Source organism: Euzebyella marina (assembly GCF_014855515.1).
GTDB lineage: Bacteria > Bacteroidota > Bacteroidia > Flavobacteriales > Flavobacteriaceae > Euzebyella > Euzebyella marina.
On the sequence record NZ_JACYFK010000008.1, the window covers coordinates 1 to 2500 of the forward strand.

Here is a 2500-nt window from a genome sequence, read left to right on the forward strand (position 1 = left end):
AAAAACTGTTGTGGATTTAAAAAACAGTGTTACATTTGCAGCCCCGAAACGAGATGGTCTCGTTGGGGCGAGGGTTCCTTTACATACTGGGTTTTTGATGCGGGAGAGGTTTCGAAAAAAAAATTTCGGAAAAAGGTTGCAGGATAAAAAAACAGTTGTAAATTTGCACCCGCTTTGAGAGACAGACGCCGAGGGGCCGATGTCGGGAGAGGCGAAAGCATAGAGAAGTTCATTGACATACTGAGGAGACATAGCGAGCCGCGAAGGTCGGAATTTAAGACCGGCAGCAGGCGAGCTAACCAAGAGTATTTTTGGAATAAAAGATAACACAGATAGAGAGACGGGGCCGGGAGGACTTATCGGCGTTGGCGCGAATATATTTACGAATCAACGATGAAGAGTTTGATCCTGGCTCAGGATGAACGCTAGCGGCAGGCCTAACACATGCAAGTCGAGGGGCAGCGGGGAAAAGCTTGCTTTTCCGCCGGCGACCGGCGCACGGGTGCGCAACGCGTATACAATCTGCCCCCTACTGCGGGATAGCCCAGAGAAATTTGGATTAAGACCGCATGGTACCGTATTGCCGCATGGCATTTACGGTTAAAGGTTACGGTAGGGGATGGGTATGCGTCCCATTAGCTAGATGGCGGGGTAACGGCCCACCATGGCGACGATGGGTAGGGGCCCTGAGAGGGGGATCCCCCACACTGGTACTGAGACACGGACCAGACTCCTACGGGAGGCAGCAGTGAGGAATATTGGACAATGGGCGGGAGCCTGATCCAGCCATGCCGCGTGCGGGAAGAAGGCCCTATGGGTCGTAAACCGCTTTTATACGGGAAGAAACCACCCTACGTGTAGGGTACTGACGGTACCGTAAGAATAAGGACCGGCTAACTCCGTGCCAGCAGCCGCGGTAATACGGAGGGTCCGAGCGTTATCCGGAATCATTGGGTTTAAAGGGTCCGTAGGCGGGCCGTTAAGTCAGGGGTGAAAGTCTGCGGCTCAACCGTAGAACTGCCCTTGATACTGGCGGTCTTGAGTCATACTGGAGTAGGCGGAATATGTAGTGTAGCGGTGAAATGCATAGATATTACATAGAACACCGATCGCGAAGGCAGCTTACTAAGTATGTACTGACGCTGATGGACGAAAGCGTGGGGAGCGAACGGGATTAGATACCCCGGTAGTCCACGCCGTAAACGATGGATACTAGCTGTCCGGGCCCTTGAGGCCTGGGCGGCCAAGCGAAAGTGATAAGTATCCCACCTGGGGAGTACGTTCGCAAGAATGAAACTCAAAGGAATTGACGGGGGCCCGCACAAGCGGTGGAGCATGTGGTTTAATTCGATGATACGCGAGGAACCTTACCAGGGCTTAAATGTAGGTTGCATGGGGCAGAGACGCCCCTTTCTTCGGACCACCTACAAGGTGCTGCATGGTTGTCGTCAGCTCGTGCCGTGAGGTGTCAGGTTAAGTCCTATAACGAGCGCAACCCCTACCGTTAGTTGCCAGCATGTCAAGATGGGGACTCTAACGGGACTGCCGGTGCAAACCGCGAGGAAGGTGGGGACGACGTCAAATCATCACGGCCCTTACGTCCTGGGCTACACACGTGCTACAATGGCCGGTACAGCGGGAAGCCACTGCGCGAGCAGGAGCGGATCCACAAAACCGGTCACAGTTCGGATCGGGGTCTGCAACCCGACCCCGTGAAGCTGGAATCGCTAGTAATCGGATATCAGCCATGATCCGGTGAATACGTTCCCGGGCCTTGTACACACCGCCCGTCAAGCCATGGAAGCCGGGAGTGCCTGAAGTCCGTCACCGCAAGGAGCGGCCTAGGGCAAGATCGGTAACTAGGGCTAAGTCGTAACAAGGTAGCCGTACCGGAAGGTGCGGCTGGAACACCTCCTTTCTAGAGCTTTCCGGCATGGCCGGAAGGGCACCATCGCCGATAGGGCAAACCCACCGTGCCCCGTCCCCTAACTGTTGTTCGAACGTTCCGATATAAATGCTCAGGTAAAAAGTAAAGATGTCTCCAAGGTATACAACGATATAAAGCGGTCGCAGTTTTGCGGTCGCGGGACAGTCCCGTAGCTCAGCTGGTTAGAGCGCTACACTGATAATGTAGAGGTCGGCAGTTCGAGTCTGCCCGGGACTACGATCCGCGAATTTTATGCGGACGGTACGTTCATTAAACAAGTTATTGAAAAGGAAATTCTAGGGGCGAGTTATTGCGGGTTATAGACTCATAACTCACGGCTCATGACTCTTCACTAGGGAAATGGGGGATTAGCTCAGCTGGCTAGAGCGCCTGCCTTGCACGCAGGAGGTCATCGGTTCGACTCCGATATTCTCCACGATTGCCGAACGTTGTTCGGCATAAAGGTTCATTGACATATTGGGACAGGGTACATTCTTTATAGGGTGTACTTTGAAGAAAAACACACGAATTTTAAAGTAAAGAGTACGCAATAGAATAGCGAAACAAAAGGAC

Annotated in this window: 2 tRNA genes and 1 rRNA gene; all 3 read left to right on the forward strand. The window is 53.0% G+C overall.

Annotated elements, in window-relative coordinates:
- The first annotated feature begins 390 nt into the window (after positions 1 to 390).
- The 3 genes from IL356_RS20080 (at position 391) to IL356_RS20090 (ending at position 2363) form a co-directional block, all read left to right on the forward strand.
- Positions 391 to 1918 (forward strand): 16S ribosomal RNA (locus tag IL356_RS20080).
- Between the two features lie 172 nt (positions 1919 to 2090).
- Positions 2091 to 2164, forward strand: a tRNA-Ile gene (locus tag IL356_RS20085).
- Positions 2165 to 2289: 125 nt separating this feature from the next.
- Positions 2290 to 2363 (forward strand) — tRNA-Ala (locus IL356_RS20090).
- Positions 2364 to 2500: the final 137 nt, after the last annotated feature.